The sequence below is a fragment of the Micromonospora sp. NPDC004551 genome (genome assembly GCF_040609975.1).
Lineage (GTDB): Bacteria > Actinomycetota > Actinomycetes > Mycobacteriales > Micromonosporaceae > Micromonospora.
Map to the genome: position 1 here is coordinate 148,726 of NZ_JBEXLM010000006.1, position 14,662 is coordinate 163,387.

Below are 14,662 nucleotides of genomic sequence, written 5' to 3' on the forward strand. Positions count from 1 at the left end.
CGGGGCCGGAGCCTCAGACGTTCGCCACCAGCAGCGCGGGCTGCTCGACGCAGTCCGCCACGTGCCGCAGGAAGCCGCCGGCCACCCCGCCGTCGCAGACGCGGTGGTCGAAGGTGAGGCTGAGCTGGGTCACCTTGCGCACGGCGAGCTGACCGTCGACCACCCACGGCTTGTCCACGATCCGGCCGACGCCGAGCAGCGCCGCCTCCGGGTGGTTGATGATCGGGGTGGAGCCGTCCACCCCGAACACCCCGTAGTTGTTCAGTGTGAAGGTGCCGCCGGTCAGCCGCGCCGGGGGCAGGGTGCCGGCCCGGGCCGCCGCCGTGGTCTCGGCGAGGGCGGCGGCGAGTTCCCGGGTGGTCAGCCGCTGGGCGTCGCGCAGCACCGGGACCAGCAGGCCCCGGTCGGTCTGCGCGGCGATGCCCAGATGCACCCCGGCCGACTGGACGATCCGCTGCCCCTCGGTGTCGACGTGGGCGTTGAGCTGCGGGTACTTCCGCAGGCCGCTCAGGCAGATCCGGGCCAGCAGGGCCAGGACGCTGACCGGGGCGTCCGGGGTGGCGGCGTTGATCGCGGCCCGGGTCGCCAGCAGCCCGGTGGCGTCCACATCCACCCAGATGGTCACCTCGGGGATCTCCCGCCGGCTGCGGGAGAGCTTGTCGGCGATGGTCTTGCGGATGCCGGTGAGCGGGATGACCACGTCGCCGTCGCCGGAGGGGGCCAGCCCGACGTGCGCGGGGGCGTCCGGCACGGCGGCGGGCCGGGCGGCCAGCGCGGCCTCCACGTCGGCCCGGCGGATGACCCCGCCCGGCCCGGTGCCGTGCAGCGTCGCCAGCTCCACGCCGCTTTCTTTCGCCAGCCGGCGCACGATCGGCGATATGACCAGCGGCGCCGTGCCGGCGGTGGCGCCCGGCGCGGCCTCCGCACGGTCCGCACCCACCGGATCGGGCCGGGCGGACGCGGCCACCGGGTGCGGTGTCGCGGACGCGGTCGCCGGCGCCGGCTCCTGGACCAGGGCCAGCCGGGGGCGGCGTCGCCGCCGGCCGGAGCCGCCGTGTCCGGTGCCGTAGCCGATCAGGACGTTGCCGGAGCCGGCCCGCTCCTCCTCGCGGTAGGTGGCGTGCGGGTCGTCGCCACCGGCGCCGTCGAGCGGGGCGATCGTGAGGAGCGGCTGGCCCACCGGGCGGACCTCACCGGCCGCGCCGTGCAGCGCCACGACCCGGCCGGCGTATGGGCAGGGAACGTCGACCACCGCCTTCGCGGTCTCCACCTCGACCACCGTCTGGTCCACGGTGACCACGTCGCCGACGGCGACCCGCCACTCGACGATCTCCGCCTCGCTCAGCCCCTCGCCCAGGTCGGGCAGGAGGAAGTCGCGGGTCCCGGTCGCGGTGCTCATGCCGCCACCCACCGCTCGTCCGGCTGGTCGTCCCACTGGAGCCGGGCCACGGCGTCCAGCACCCGGTCCACCGAGGGCAGGTGGGTGTGCTCGAGCATGGGCGCCGGGTAGGGGATGTCCAGCCCGGACACCCGCAGCACCGGGGCGTGCAGGGCGTGGAAGCAGCGCTCCTGGACCCGGGCGGCGATCTCCGCGCCGACCCCGGCGAAGCCCTGCGCCTCCTGGATCACCACGCAGCGGCCGGTCTTCCGCACCGAGGCGGTGACGGTGGCGTCGTCGAACGGCACGATGGTGCGCACGTCGACCACCTCCAGGTCCCAGCCCTCCTCGCGGGCGGCCTCGGCGGCCTCCAGCGCGACCGGCACCGCCGGCCCGTACGCGACGAGGGTGGCGTCGGTGCCGGCGCGGCGCACGACGGCCGTGCCGAACGGCGCGGTGCGGGCCGGCAGGTCCGCCTCGGCGCTTCCGAAGTAGAGCTTCTTCGGCTCCATGAACACGACCGGGTCCGGGTCGTCGATCGCCTCGCGCAGCAGCGAGTACGCGTCCTCCACGGTCGCCGGGGTCACCACCTTCAGGCCCGGGGTGTGCGCGTAGTACGCCTCGGACGAGTCGCAGTGGTGCTCCACGCCGCCGATGCCGCCGGCGTACGGCACGCGGATGACGATCGGCACGCTGAGCGCGCCCCGGGTGCGGTTGCGCAGCTTCGCCACGTGCGAGGCGATCTGCTCGAACGCCGGGTACGCGAACGCGTCGAACTGCATCTCGACCACCGGGCGCAGCCCGGACATGGCCAGGCCGACGGCGAAGCCGACGATGCCGGCCTCGGCGAGCGGGGTGTCGAAGCACCGCTTGTCGCCGAACCGGGCCTGGAGCCCGTCGGTGATCCGGAACACGCCGCCGAGCTGCCCGACGTCCTCACCGAAGACGACCACCCGCTCGTCGTCCAGCATCGCGTCGGCGAGCGCGGCGTTGAGCGCCTTCGCCATGGTCATGGTGGCCATCAGGCGTCCCCCTCCTCGTCGCGGGCCGCGGCCAGCTCGGCCCGGACCTGCTCGCGCTGCTCGACCAGTTGCGGGGTCGGCTCCGCGTAGACGTGGTCGAAGAGACTCAGCGGGTCGACCTCGGGCTGGGCGTTCATCCGGTCGCGCAGCGCGGCGGCGTACGCCTCGGCCTCCTCGGCGATCGCGGCGACGGCGGCGTCGTCCAGCACGCCCCGGTTGCGCAGGTACGCCTCCAGCCGGGCGATCGGGTCGCGGTCCCGCCACGCCTCGACCTCCTCGGCGTCCCGGTAGCGGGTCTGGTCGTCGGCGTTGGTGTGCGGCTCCATCCGGTAGGTGTGGGCCTCGACGAGGTACGGACCCTTACCGGCGCGGGCGTGCGCCACGGCGCGGTTCAGCACGGCGAGCACGGCCACCGGGTCGTTGCCGTCGACCTGCTCGCTGGGTACGCCGTAGCCGACGCCCTTGTAGGCCAGGCTCGGCGCGGCGGTCTGCCGGGACAGCGGCACGCTGATCGCGTACTTGTTGTTCTGCACGAAGTAGACGACCGGGGCCTTGAACACGGCGGCGAAGTTGACCCCCTCGTGGAAGTCGCCCTCGCTGGTGGCGCCGTCGCCGATGAAGGCCAGCGCCACGGTGTCCCGCCCCTGGTAGGACTCGCCGTAGGCGAGCCCGGCGGCGTGCACGCACTGGGTGGCGAGCGGGGTGCACTGCGGCGCCGTGTGCACGGCGGCCGGGTCGTACCCGCAGTGCCAGTCGCCGCGGAGCAGGGTGAGCACCTCGACCGGGTCGATGCCACGCGCGGTGAGCGCCATGGACTCCCGGTAGGTGGGGAAGACCCAGTCGGTGTCGCGCAGCGCCAGCACCCCGCCGACCTGGCAGGCCTCCTGACCGCGGGAGGACGGGTAGACGGCGAGCCGGCCCTGCTTCGTCAGGGCGGTGGCCTGCACGTCGAAGCGACGGCCGACGACCATCCGGCGGTACATCTCGCGCAGCGCCTCGACCGGCGGCTCCGGGTAGTCGTCCCGGGCCGGCAGCGGGGTGCCGTCCGGGTTCAGCAGCCGGACCGGCTCGGAGCGCGGCAGCAGGCCGGCCGACGGGTCGGGGGCGGCCGGGGTGGCCGGCCGGCGGGTGCGCGGGGATGCCCTGCGGACCGCCTCGGGTGTGGTCGTCACGGCGGGGACCTCCTGGACGTGTGGTGGCCCTATGCTCCTGCTGTCGGATGATTGACTCAACATCCGGGATGAACGCGGGACGAATGGCACGGGAAGGCGGGCGGCATGAGCCAGGAGACCGGAACCGCACCGGGCACGGCGGGCGGAACGGGACGTTCGGCCGGGCCGCTCGACGAGGTCGACCGGCGGATCCTGCGCGAGCTGACCGAGGACGCCCGGCTCTCCATCCGTACGCTGGCCGAACGGGTGCACGTCTCCCGCACGAACGCGTACGCGCGGGTGGAGCGGCTGCTGCGCGACGGGGTGATCACCGGGTTCCGCGCCCAGGTGGCGCCCGAGCCGGCCGGGCTGGGCACCTCGGCGTACATCGCGCTGACCATCGAGCAGAACACCTGGCGCGAGGTCTCCGCCGAGCTGGCCCGGGTGCGCTACATAGAGCACGCGGCGCTGCTCAGCGGCGAGCACGACGTGCTGGCCCTGGTGCGGGCGCCGGACAACGCCACCCTGCGGGACGTGGTGCTGGACCGGGTGCAGAGCATCGCCGGCGTGCTGTCGACCCGGACGTGGCTGGTCTTCGAGGAGTTCGACGGGACGCTGAGCCCGTGGCAGTGAGCGCCTACCGCTCCGGTGGGGCCTCCAGGCCCTCCCGGTCGGCCAGCTCCAGCAGCGGCTCCAGCGAGAACCGGCGCTCGTCGAGGCCCGCGTGCGGGTCGCCGCGCTCGGCGAACCGGGCCGGCAGGCTCACCACGTCGAAGTCCTCGGGCCGGGCGTCGTCCAGCTCCGCCCAGTCCAGCGGCGCGGAGACCAGGGCCCGCGGGGTGGGCCGGATCGAGTACGCCGAGGTCACGGTGTGGTCGCGGGCCATCTGGTTGTAGTCGACGAAGACCGGCCGGTCCCGCTGCTCCCGCCACCAGGTGGTGGTCACCAGGTCCGGCAGCCGGCGCTGCATCTCCCGGCCCAGAGCCAGCACCGCGCGCCGGCAGTCACCGAAGCTCCACCGCGGCTCGATCGACAGGTAGACGTGGATGCCCCGGCCGCCGGTGGTCTTCGGGTAGCCCACCAGGCCCAGCTCGTCGAGGAACGCGCGCACCTCGTGGGCGACCGGCACCACCTGGGCGAAGTCCACCCCGGGCATCGGGTCCAGGTCGATGCGGAGCTGGTCGGGCCGCTCCACGTCGCCCGCCGAGACCGGCCAGGGGTGGAACCGGAGGGTGCCCAGGTTGGCGGCCCAGATCACCACGGCCAGTTCGCTCGGGGCCACCTCGTCGGCGGTCCGGCCGCTGGGAAACGTGATGTGCGCGGTGCGCACCCAGTCGGGCGCCCCCGCCGGCAGCCGCTTCTGGTAGAACGCGTCGCCCTTGTTGGTTTGCCGGGTGGCGATCTTCGCGCCCTCGAACACGCCGCGCGGCCAGCGCTCTAACATGGTCGGTCGGTCACGCAGCGCGCGCAGGATGCCGTCGCCGACGGCGAGGAAGTAGCGGACCACGTCCAGCTTGGTCAGTCCGCGCTCCGGGAAGTAGGGCTTGTCCGGGCTGGAGACGCGGACCAGCCGCTCCCCCACCCGGATCTCCTCGGCCGCCGTGGTCGCCACGCCTCACACCGTACGACGCGCACGGTGCCGGCGCGGGGATCTCGTCACGTGATCAGCAGAACCCCGACGATGATCAGCGGCACCGAGACGAACAGGAAGATGCCGACGCCGGTGAGCACCCGTCCCCCGCCGGCGCTCTCGCGCTCCGGCGCCAGGCCGAAGGCGGACCGGGCCGGGAGCATGCCGATGCGGCTCAGCGTGAGGTCGCCGGTCATCCCGATCACCGCGCCGACCAGCATGAACGCCACGCCAAGCCGGTGGACGAAGTCGCCGCCGCTGACACCCACCCAGATGCCCACCGCGATCCCGATCGTCACGACCGCGATCAGGAAGAGCACCAGCGCTTCCCGCAGACCCCTGATGACCGTCGCCATGCGTCGCCTCCCCGGACCGGGCCCACCCCGGCACGTCGGACGACATTCTGCCCGGTCGATGCCACCCCGCGCCGCCCCGGCGGGCCCGGACACGCCGGTGGCCGGGCGGGCGCACACCCACCCGGCCACCGGCGTACGGTCAGCCGTTCTCCTTCTGGAGCCGGTCGGCGAGCATCTTCTTGCCCTGGTCGCCGGCCTTGCGACTGTTCTCCTGGATCTTGCGGAACCAGGTGGCGAGCTCGGTGTCGCCCCGGTCCTCCGCGTCGGCGATGTAGGTCTCCATCTGCCAGATGTGCTGGAGTGACATCTGCACCGCGTGGATCAGGTCGTAGTTCTTGTCCTTGACCGGGCTCATCGGCTCCTTGACCATCGTCGCCACGGCACACCTCCCCCTGTGTCGGCCTTCCGGTAGCCGACCGCGCTTACCCGCCCGGCCGCCGTTCACGCTCCGGCGGGCCCGCCGCCCACACGGTTACCCACCGGACCGCCCGGGTACCGGAGGTCGCATGGCGGAACTGGCAACGCTCTGGATCGTCCGGCACGGCGAGAGCACGGCGAACGTCGCGGCCACGGCGGCCGAGGCGTCCGGCGCCGAGCTGATCGACCTGACCCACCGGGACGCGGACGTGCCGCTGTCGCCCACCGGCGAGGAGCAGGCCCGGGCGACCGGCCGGTGGCTCGCCGGGCTGCCCGAGGCGCGACGGCCGGACGTGGCGGTGGTGTCGCCGTACCTGCGGGCGGTGCGCACCGCCGAGCTGGCCCTCGCCGGCACCGGGGTCCCGGCGAGCCGGGACGAGCGGTTGCGCGACCGCGAGCTGGGGATCCTCGACGGGCTGACCGGCCACGGCGTCGCGCGGCGGTACCCCGGCGAGGCGGCACGCCGGGCCCGGCTCGGCAAGTTCTACTACCGCCCGCCGGGTGGGGAGTCCTGGACCGACGTGGCGCTGCGGCTGCGCGCCCTCCTCGGCGACCTCCGCCGGGACCACGCCGGCGGCCGGGTGCTGCTGTTCGGCCACGACGCGCTGGTGTTCCTGCTGCGCTACCTCGTGGAGGGGCTCACCGAGGCGGAGCTGATGGCGCTCACCCACGAGCACGTCATCGCCAACTGCTCGGTCACCGGCTGGTCGGCCGACCCCGCCGGCCGGCTGATCCCGGACGTGTTCAACGACGTCGCCCACCTGCACCGGCAGGGAGCGCGGCCGACCAGGGAGGACGAGGTCCATGCCGAGCCGGTCTGAGGTCATCACCCCCGCGCTGCTGCGGGACTGGGCCCTGCCGGTGCCGACCGGCGGCAAGGAGGCCCGCGGCACAGTGCTGGTGGTCGGCGGGTCCCGGTTCACCCCCGGCGCGGTGCTGCTCGCCGGAGTGGCCGCGCTGCGGGCCGGCGCCGGGGTGCTGCAACTGGCCGCCGCCGAGTCCACCGCCGCCGCGCTCAGCATCCAGGTGCCCGAGGCGCTGGTGATCGGCCTGCCGGAGACCGACGACGGCGCGGTCCGGGGCGACCCGGGCGACCTGCTCGACGGCCTGGTCGCCGAGGCGGACGTGGTGGCGGTCGGCCCCGGCCTCAAGGACATCGACAGCACCCGGGCGCTGCTGCACGCGGTGCTCGACGCGGCGGGCCGGGAGACCGCGCTGGTGCTCGACGCGTACGCCCTCGGCGCGCTCAGCCACGAGCCGGACCTGCTGGTCGGCTCGGGCCGCAAGGTGGTGCTCACGCCCAATCTCACCGAGGCGCGGCACCTGCTCGACCGAAAGCCCGGCGACGACCTCGACGCCGAGGCGGTCGAGCTGGCCCGCCGGTACGACGCGGTGGTGTCCCTCTACGGCCACATCGCCACCCCCGACGGGCGGGCCTGGCGGGAGGAGAGCGGCGACGCCGGCCTGGGCACCTCGGGCAGCGGGGACGTCCGGGCCGGGTTGCTCGCGGGGCTGCTCTCCCGGGGCGCCGAGCCCGCCCAGGCCGCCTGCTGGGCCGCGTTCGCCCACGCGGTGAGCGGGCAACGCCTGGTCCCGCGGTACGGCCGGATCGGCTTCCTGGCCCGCGAGCTGCTGGACGAGATTCCCTACACGGTGGCCACCGTCTGACGGTTGTTGTCTGACCGTTCAGGTGTGTGTAACACCACACCGGCTGCCTACGCTGATCCCTCGAAGGCGAGCACCCTGCTCGTTTTCCGCCGGTCCCCTCCCCGCCAGGGAGTGGGTTCCGGCCGGGATCGGCCCCCTGGGAGTCTGTGTGAAGAACCTCCGTCGCAAGACACTGGCCGCCGCGTCCGCGGCGACGCTCGGCGTCGGCCTCGCCCTCACCGGCGGGCTGGCACCGGCGGCGGCCGCCGGACCGGACACCTCGTACCTGGTCCTCGCCCCGCAGGGCGCCAACACCAGCAAGGCCGCCGCCCGCGTGGCGGCCGCCAAGGGCACCGTCGTGGCCTCCTACGACCAGATCGGCGTGCTCGTCGTCCGCTCGACCAACCCGGACTTCGCCACCCAGGTGGCGGGGGCGGGCGTCGAGTCGGTCGCGTCCACCGCCGGCCTGGGCACCGCCCTCGACGAGGGCGAGACCGTGGAGGTCTCCGCGGCCGACGTCGCCGCCGCCACCGGCGACCCGACCAAGGAACCGCTCTACGGCCAGCAGTGGGACATGAACATGATCCACGTGCCGCAGGCCCACGCGGTGAACAGCGGCAACGCGAACGTCGTCGTCGGCGTGCTGGACAGCGGTATCTCCAGCACCCACCCGGACCTGGCGACCCAGATCGCCAAGGACAAGAGCACGTCCTGCATCGGCGGTGTCACCAACACCACCGAGTCGGCGTGGAACCCGACCAACAGCGACCACGGCACCCACGTGGCCGGCACCATCGCCGCCGCCGTCAACGGCGTCGGCGTGACCGGCATCGCGCCGGGCGTCAAGGTCGCCGCGGTCAAGGTGGTCAACGACGACGGCTACATCTTCCCGGAGGCTGCGGTCTGCGGGTTCGTGTGGGCCGCCGAGCACGGGATGCAGCTGACCAACAACAGCTACTACATCGACCCGTGGGAGCTGAACTGCAAGAACGACGCCCGCCAGCGTCCGGTGTGGCAGGCCGTGCAGCGAGCGATCCGCTACTCGCAGTCCAAGGGCGTGCTCAACGTGGCGTCCGCGGGCAACTCCAACTACGACCTGGCCCACAAGATCACGGACACCGGCAGCCCGAACAACGGGACGCCGGAGAACCGTGAGAACCTCACCAACGCCTGCCTCGACCTGCCGGCCGAGGCGCCGGGCGTGGTGACCGTCTCCGCGGTCGGTCCGACCGGCGAGAAGAGCTACTACTCGTCGTACGGCCAGGGCGTGGTGGACGTGACGGCGCCGGGTGGCGACACCCGGTACCGGACCCAGGGTGCGCGGTCGACCTCGACCGACGGCATCCTGTCGACCACCTTCAACACCGCCACCCGGACCAACGGGTGGGGGTACAAGCAGGGCACGTCGATGTCCGGCCCGCACGTCACCGGCGTCGCGGCGCTGGCGCTGTCGGCGCACCCGGGGATGACCCCGGGCCAGCTGGCGTCGTTCCTGGAGCGCACGTCGGTCGCGAAGTCCTGCCCGGAGGGCGTCTACAACCCGGTGCCGCTGATCTCGGCGACCAACCCGAACCTGTACGACGCCACCTGCTCCGGCGGGGCGCGTAACTCGTTCTACGGCGCCGGCATGGTCGACGCGTACAACGTGGTCAAGTAGGGGTAGCACCGACGGTGGGGCCCGGCGACGTGTCGCCGGGCCCCACTCGTTTGTCCTGGTCGCGACGGGGGTAGGGGGGCCACATCAACCGACTCTAGGAGGTACCGGTGTCCACCGACGCGATCGTTTTGCTCAAGGAGGACCACAAGGAGATGCGCCGCCTGTTCAAGGCCTTCCAGGACGCCGAGGAAGGCCCGGCGAGCGAGCGGCAGAAGCTGGTGAAGCAGATCCTCGAGGCGTTGACGGTGCACACCTACCTCGAGAACGAGGTGATGTACCCCGAGGTCCGCAAGCTCGTGCCGGACGTCGAGGACGACATCCTGGAGTCGTACGAGGAGCACCACGTCGCCGACGTGCTCTGCTTCGAACTGTTCGGCATGGACGCCGAGGACGAGCGCTTCAACGCCAAGACGACGGTGCTCATCGAGAACGTGCTGCACCACGTCGAGGAGGAGGAGCAGGAGTGGTTCCCCAAGGTCCGCGAGGCGCTCGGGCGTAACCAGCTCCAGGAGATCGGCCAGCGCATGATCGACCTGCGCCCGAAGGCGCCGAAGACCCCGACCGCCCCCAAGGCGCTGAAGAAGTCCCTGGACGCCGTCGTCGCCTGACCCGGCACCACGTGACGGCGGGACCCGGCCTCGGCCGGGTCCCGCCGTTCGTCCGCGCGGATCAGCTTCCCGACCCCGGCTCGGCCATCTTCCGGTGCTGCTCCGCCTTCAGCCGGTCCGGGACGATCTTGCCGGCGGCGGTCTGCACCTTGTTGAGCAGCGAGCCGGCGGCGACCTTCTGCTCCCCCTTCATGAGAGCCTCGAAGGCGTCCTCGGCCACCGCACGCGGGTCGTCCTTCTTCCCCTGGCCGACCCGGGTGTCCTCCATGTGGGCCCGCTCGAAGAACCCGGTGTCGGTCGGCCCGGGCATCAGGGACGTCACGGTGACCCCGCTGTCCTTCAGCTCGTTGCGCAGCCCCTCGGCGAACGACTGCACGAACGACTTCGAGGCGTTGTAGACCGCCTGGAACGGCCCCGGCATGGTCGAGGCGATCGACGAGGTGAGCAGCACCCGCCCCCGGCCCCGCTCGACCATGCCCGGCACCAGGCGTTTGGCCAGGTGCACGGTCGACCGCACGTTCAGGTCGACGATGTTCAGCTCGTCGTCCAGGTCGGTCCCGCCCACGAAGTACCCGCCGGCGCCCCGGCCGGCGTTCAGCGCCAGGGCGTCGACCGGGCGGCCCAGCTCCGTCACGGCCCGCGCCAGCTGCTCCACCCCGTCGGGCGTGGCGAGGTCCACCCGCACGGGGTACGCCTCCGGGCCGTTGTCGCGGCGCAGGTTCCGTGCCGCCGTGGCGATCCCCGGGTCCTCGGCGGCCACCACGACGTCGTACCCGTGCTCGGTGAACTGGGCGGCCAACTCGTAGCCGATGCCGCTGGACGCGCCGGTCACCACGGCGAGCGGACGGTCGGTGGTCGGTGTGCTCATCCTCGTGTCTCCTCTCCCGGACGCGGACCGCCCGGCCCGGCCCCTCGCCCTGGGGTTTGCCCAGCCCCGGGCCGCCCAACCGCACCGGCACGCGGCGGAGGTGCGCCCGCCCGGCCCCGGCGCACCCGGTAGGATCGGCGCGGGCCGTGACTGGCGCGTGGGGATGGAGAACCATCGGGAAGCGGTCCCGTCATGAGGACGCATGCCGAGCGCCTGGGCCTTCCGCACGTCACCAGGAGGTCGCATGTCGCTGAACGCCGAGTCCACCGCCTTCCGCAGCGCGCTGGAGGTGATCCGCGCCGTCGAGCCGCGGGTGGCGGACGCCATCGGAGCCGAACTGGCCGACCAGCGCGAGTCGCTCAAGCTCATCGCCAGCGAGAACTACGCCTCCCCGGCCACCCTGCTGGCCATGGGCAACTGGTTCAGCGACAAGTACGCGGAAGGCACCATCGGCCGCCGCTTCTACGCCGGCTGCCAGAACGTCGACACCGTCGAGGCGCTCGCCGCGGAGCACGCGAAGGAGCTGTTCGGGGCCGCCCACGCGTACGTGCAGCCGCACTCCGGCATCGACGCCAACCTGGTCGCCTTCTGGGCGATCCTGGCCGACCGGGTCGAGTCCCCGGCGCTGAAGAAGGCCCAGGTGCGCCAGGTCAACGACCTGACCGAGGCGGACTGGTTCGCGCTGCGCCGCGAGCTGGGCAACCAGCGGATGCTCGGCATGTCGCTGGACGCCGGCGGCCACCTCACCCACGGCTTCCGGCCGAACATCTCCGGCAAGATGTTCGACCAGCGCAGCTACGGCACCGACCCGGCCACCGGCCTGATCGACTACGACCGGGTCGCCGAGGCGGCCCGCGAGTTCAAGCCGCTGATCCTGGTCGCCGGCTACTCGGCGTACCCCCGGAAGGTCAACTTCCGGATCATGCGGGAGATCGCCGACTCCGTCGGCGCGACCTTCATGGTCGACATGGCGCACTTCGCGGGCCTGGTCGCCGGCAAGGTCTTCACCGGCGACTTCGATCCGGTGCCGCACGCGCACATCGTCACCACCACCACCCACAAGTCGCTGCGCGGTCCGCGCGGCGGCATGGTGCTCTGCGGCCCGGAGCTGGCCGACCAGGTCGACCGGGGCTGCCCCATGGTGCTCGGCGGCCCGCTGCCGCACGTGATGGCCGCCAAGGCCGTCGCCCTGGCCGAGGCGCGCCGCCCCGACTTCGCCGACTACGCCCAGCGCATCGTCGACAACGCCCAGGCGCTCGCCGAGGGGCTGCTGCGCCGGGGCGCGACGCTGGTCACCGGCGGCACCGACAACCACCTGGTGCTCATCGACGTCTCCGGCTACGGCCTCACCGGCCGGCAGGCCGAGCAGGCGCTGCTCGACTCGGGCATCGTGACCAACCGCAACGCCGTCCCGCAGGACCCGAACGGCGCCTGGTACACCTCGGGCATCCGGATCGGCACCCCGGCGCTGACCACCCGCGGGCTCGGCGCCACCGAGATGGACACCACCGCCGAGCTGATCCACACCGTGCTCAGCCAGACCACCGCGGGCGCGAACGCGGACGGCACGCCGTCCAAGGCCAAGTACGTCCTCGACCCGGCCCTGGCCGAGACGATCAGCAAGCAGGCCAGCGACCTGCTGACCGGCTTCCCGCTCTACCCGGCGGTGGACCTGGGCTGACCGGCCCGCCCACTCCCCGACGCCCCGCCCGGCCCCGGCCGAGCGGGGCGTCACCGTCCCCGCCCCTACGCACCCTCGCGGCGCGGCCGCCTCGGCCCGGACGTGTTGATCAAGAGGTTTGCGTCTTGGGTAAGCGCGTTCCAGACGCAAACTTCTTGATCAACGCGGTGGGGGCGGGTACGTGCCGGGCGGCGGTCAGGCGGGTGGTGTCGGCCTGCGGCTTTCGATGAGCCGGCGCCGGTTCGCCAGTTTCGACGGCTCCGCTCGGCCCGGTCTCGGTAGCGGCTGCCGGGCCTGGTCCACCGAGCCCCCACGGACGCCCACTGCCGCGGGCGGCGCGATAGAACTGGTCACGCCCCTCGCCGGCCCGGGGCAGTGGCGGCCGGCGGGACCCGGGACGGTGGTCGCGGAGCATCTGGGTCGCCACCGCGTGAATCTCCTTGACCGCACGGGTGAAGTCGACGTACGCGTCGAGGCGCCGCAGCACGGTCACCAACTCCAAGCCCACGCACGCACGTCAACGAACCCTGGCCTGCTCACCTTCCACAACGGATCGCGTCACGACCCGCCTTGATCCTCCCAGGAGGGGGGTCAGGGCGTTCGGTGGGTGCGGTGGCGGAGGGCGTTCAGGCGGTGGAGGACGTCGGTGCCGCCGCGGCCGAAGTGGTCGTGCAGGGCGCGGTACTCGGCGTACAGCTCGTCGTAGGCGTCGGCGCGGGCCGGGTCCGGGTGCCAGGTCTCGCGGCGCGGCGCGCCCATCGCCGCCGACGCGCTCTCCACATCCGGGTACGCCCCGGCGGCCACCGCCGCGTGGATCGCCGCGCCCAGCGCCGCCGGGTGCCGGGCGTCCAGCACGTGCAGCGGGCGGCGCAGCACGTCGGCGTAGATGCGCAGCAGCAGCCGGTTGGCGGTGAGCCCACCGGCGGCGGTGAGTTCGTCGACGGGTACGCCGGCGGCCTCGAACGCCTCGACCACGATGCGGGCGCCGAACGCGGTCGCCTCCAGCAGGGCCCGCCAGATCTCCTCGGGCCGGGTGGCCAGGGTGAGCCCGACCAGCACGCCGCTCAGCTCGTGGTCCATGAGCACCGACCGGTTGCCGCTGTGCCAGTCGAGCGCGAGCAGCCCGTGGCCACCGACGGGCTGGTCGGCGGCGAGCGCGTCCAGCAGTTCGTGCACGGACACTCCGCGCCGGGCGGCCTCCTGTGCATAGGAGGCGGGCAGGGCACGGTCGACGTACCAGGCGAAGATGTCGCCGACCCCGCTCTGCCCGGCCTCGTAGCCCCAACGGCCGGCCGTGACGCCGTCCTCGACGACGCCGCAGACGCCGGGCACCTCGTGGCAGTCTTCGGCGTTCATGACCAGGCAGGTGGAGGTGCCGAGGACGGCGAGCATCCGGCCGGGCGCGACGGAGCGGGCCGCCGCCGTGGTGACGTGGGCGTCGATCGCCCCGGCGGCCACCGCGATGCCGGCGGTCAGGCCGGTCCAGCCGGCGGCCTCGGCGGTCAGCGCGCCGGCCCGCGCGGCCGGTGGCAGCAGGGGCCCGTCGCCGGTCTTCGCGAGCAGGTCCGGCAGCTCCGGGTGCAGCGCGGCGAGGAAGTCGGGGGCCGGATAGTGGCCGTCCTGGCGCAGCCCCTTGAAGCCTGCGGCGGAGGCGTTGCGGGTCTCCCGCCCGCAGAGCCGCCGGACCAGCCAGTCGGCGGTCTCGACCCAGCGCTCGGCGTGGTGGAAGACCTCCGGGTCCTCCTCCAGCAGTTCGAGAGCCTTGGCGAGCTGCCACTCGGCGGAGACCCGGCCGCCGTAGCGGGCCAGCCAGGGCTCGCCGCGGGCGGCGGCGAGGGTGTTGATCCGCTCGGCCTGCCGCTGCGCCGAGTGGTGCTTCCAGAGCTTCGGCCAGGCGTGCGGACGGTCCCGGAACTCCGGCAGATCGGCGAGCGGGGTGCCGTCGGCGCGGGTGGGCAGAACCGTGCAGGAGGTGGCGTCGAGGCCGACGCCGACCACCTCGGCCGGGTCGATCCCGGCGGCGCGGACGGCGGCGGGCACGGCGGTGCGCAGCACCTGCACATGGTCGGCCGGGTCCTGGAGCGCCCAGCCGGGCGGCAGCGCCGGCCCGCCGGGCAGCCGCTCGGTGATCACCCCGTGCCGGTACGCGTGCACGGCGCTGCCCCGCTCGGCGCCGTCGGCCACGTCGACCACCACGGCGCGGCCGGATAGCGTGCCGAAGTCCACCCCGACGACGTACCGGCCCAC

14 protein-coding genes and 1 riboswitch are annotated in these 14,662 nt (G+C 73.5%); of the genes, 6 read left to right on the forward strand and 8 right to left on the reverse strand.

Annotated features, from left to right (window positions below; genetic code table 11):
- Positions 1–13: 13 nt before the first annotated feature.
- The 3 genes from ABZW14_RS10060 to pdhA are packed head-to-tail and all read right to left on the reverse strand — an operon-like array spanning position 14 to position 3,605.
- Positions 14–1,411: a dihydrolipoamide acetyltransferase family protein gene (locus ABZW14_RS10060; RefSeq protein ID WP_355342814.1), complete on the reverse strand. Its 1,398-nt coding sequence runs from the start codon at positions 1,409–1,411 to the stop codon at positions 14–16.
- Positions 1,396–2,400, reverse strand: a complete 1,005-nt coding sequence (locus tag ABZW14_RS10065; protein WP_355342817.1) for an alpha-ketoacid dehydrogenase subunit beta — start codon at positions 2,398–2,400, stop codon at positions 1,396–1,398. Before ABZW14_RS10065 ends, ABZW14_RS10060 begins: the two co-directional genes overlap by 16 nt.
- On the reverse strand, positions 2,400–3,605 hold the full coding sequence (pdhA, locus tag ABZW14_RS10070; protein ID WP_355343151.1) for a pyruvate dehydrogenase (acetyl-transferring) E1 component subunit alpha: 1,206 nt from the start codon (positions 3,603–3,605) through the stop codon (positions 2,400–2,402). The genes ABZW14_RS10065 and pdhA overlap by 1 nt, the downstream gene beginning before the upstream one ends.
- Positions 3,606–3,677: 72 nt before the next feature.
- Here pdhA and ABZW14_RS10075 point away from each other — a divergent pair, with 72 nt between their 5' ends.
- Positions 3,678–4,184 carry an Lrp/AsnC family transcriptional regulator gene (locus tag ABZW14_RS10075; RefSeq protein WP_355328111.1) on the forward strand — a complete coding sequence of 169 codons (507 nt, stop codon included), beginning with the start codon at positions 3,678–3,680 and terminating at the stop codon, positions 4,182–4,184.
- 4 nt (positions 4,185–4,188) lie between these two features.
- Here the strand turns inward: ABZW14_RS10075 and ABZW14_RS10080 are convergent, their stop codons facing one another.
- The 3 genes from ABZW14_RS10080 to ABZW14_RS10090 all read right to left on the reverse strand — a co-directional run bounded on the left by ABZW14_RS10080 (position 4,189) and on the right by ABZW14_RS10090 (position 5,907).
- Positions 4,189–5,163, reverse strand: a complete 975-nt coding sequence (locus ABZW14_RS10080; RefSeq protein WP_355342820.1) for a DNA primase small subunit domain-containing protein — start codon at positions 5,161–5,163, stop codon at positions 4,189–4,191.
- A 44-nt stretch (positions 5,164–5,207) separates the two neighbouring features.
- Positions 5,208–5,537 (reverse strand): hypothetical protein, encoded by a 330-nt coding sequence (locus ABZW14_RS10085; protein WP_355342823.1) that lies wholly within the window; start codon positions 5,535–5,537, stop codon positions 5,208–5,210.
- A gap of 139 nt (positions 5,538–5,676) precedes the next feature.
- Positions 5,677–5,907 carry a hypothetical protein gene (locus tag ABZW14_RS10090; protein ID WP_355343154.1) on the reverse strand — a complete coding sequence of 77 codons (231 nt, stop codon included), beginning with the start codon at positions 5,905–5,907 and terminating at the stop codon, positions 5,677–5,679.
- 136 nt (positions 5,908–6,043) lie between these two features.
- Here ABZW14_RS10090 and ABZW14_RS10095 point away from each other — a divergent pair, with 136 nt between their 5' ends.
- The 4 genes from ABZW14_RS10095 (at position 6,044) to ABZW14_RS10110 (ending at position 9,866) form a co-directional block, all read left to right on the forward strand.
- Positions 6,044–6,775 (forward strand): histidine phosphatase family protein, encoded by a 732-nt coding sequence (locus tag ABZW14_RS10095; RefSeq protein ID WP_355342826.1) that lies wholly within the window; start codon positions 6,044–6,046, stop codon positions 6,773–6,775.
- Positions 6,759–7,622, forward strand: coding sequence for an NAD(P)H-hydrate dehydratase (locus ABZW14_RS10100; RefSeq protein WP_355342829.1), 864 nt, complete (start codon positions 6,759–6,761; stop codon positions 7,620–7,622). Before ABZW14_RS10095 ends, ABZW14_RS10100 begins: the two co-directional genes overlap by 17 nt.
- 148 nt (positions 7,623–7,770) lie before the next feature.
- The gene (locus tag ABZW14_RS10105) at positions 7,771–9,258 is read left to right on the forward strand and encodes a S8 family serine peptidase (protein WP_355342832.1); all 1,488 of its coding nucleotides are present in this window, start codon (positions 7,771–7,773) and stop codon (positions 9,256–9,258) included.
- Between the two features lie 107 nt (positions 9,259–9,365).
- Positions 9,366–9,866 carry a hemerythrin domain-containing protein gene (locus tag ABZW14_RS10110; RefSeq protein ID WP_355342835.1) on the forward strand — a complete coding sequence of 167 codons (501 nt, stop codon included), beginning with the start codon at positions 9,366–9,368 and terminating at the stop codon, positions 9,864–9,866.
- 61 nt (positions 9,867–9,927) lie between these two features.
- Here the strand turns inward: ABZW14_RS10110 and ABZW14_RS10115 are convergent, their stop codons facing one another.
- A complete protein-coding gene (locus ABZW14_RS10115; RefSeq protein ID WP_355342838.1) occupies positions 9,928–10,734 on the reverse strand; it encodes an SDR family NAD(P)-dependent oxidoreductase in 807 nt (268 codons plus the stop codon).
- Positions 10,735–10,870: 136 nt separating this feature from the next.
- Positions 10,871–10,960: riboswitch (ZMP/ZTP riboswitch) on the forward strand.
- Positions 10,961–10,978: 18 nt separating this feature from the next.
- Between ABZW14_RS10115 and ABZW14_RS10120 the strand changes: the two genes are divergently transcribed.
- The gene (locus tag ABZW14_RS10120; protein WP_355342841.1) at positions 10,979–12,415 is read left to right on the forward strand and encodes a glycine hydroxymethyltransferase; all 1,437 of its coding nucleotides are present in this window, start codon (positions 10,979–10,981) and stop codon (positions 12,413–12,415) included.
- A 591-nt stretch (positions 12,416–13,006) separates the two neighbouring features.
- Here the strand turns inward: ABZW14_RS10120 and ABZW14_RS10125 are convergent.
- Positions 13,007–14,662, reverse strand: coding sequence for a ribulokinase (locus tag ABZW14_RS10125; RefSeq protein WP_355342844.1), 1,656 nt, complete (start codon positions 14,660–14,662; stop codon positions 13,007–13,009).